Source organism: Frankia tisae, assembly GCF_025403405.1.
Lineage (GTDB): Bacteria > Actinomycetota > Actinomycetes > Frankiales > Frankiaceae > Frankia > Frankia tisai.
On record NZ_JANEZT010000825.1, the window covers coordinates 1 to 440 of the forward strand.

The window sequence follows — 440 nt, forward strand, 5'->3', positions numbered from 1 at the left end:
TCATCGCGCCTTGCCTCTGCCGGGATTAGTCCCGCTTCGGCTTCAAGAACTTCGTCCAGTGTTGCCTGGGTGCCTTCAATCTTCGAAGACAGGACGGCTTCCTGCGTGGTTATAGGAGAAAGCAAGACCGCCGCGTTGGGCAAGGTTTGGACCATGCCGTCGTACCGTGCCAAGCAGGCATTGGCGTGCCCAACCAGCGGCAGGAGCGTTCTCCACTCGAGCTGTTGCAAAGGCAATGGATCGGGTACGCATGGCTTCGGCATTCCGCTCGTGTCTAGCGTAAGCTCCTCATGCCGTCTACCTTTCGATAGCTGGGTAGCGAAAAGTGGACTTTGCAAAAGCTTTCTTGTGAGTGGTGCGAATCGCAGCCGCTTTGCAAAACCAAAATACCGAAACGCCCGCTTTCCACAAAGTGCGTCGCGTAAGTTACAACCTCACAA

At 55.5% G+C, this 440-nt stretch carries 1 protein-coding gene; it reads right to left on the reverse strand.

What is annotated here, in order from left to right; translation table 11 throughout:
- Positions 1–230 (reverse strand): Fic/DOC family N-terminal domain-containing protein (locus NBZ85_RS31860; protein ID WP_261563508.1); only part of this gene is annotated, 230 nt, incomplete at its 3' end.
- Between the last annotated feature and the right edge of the window lie 210 nt (positions 231–440).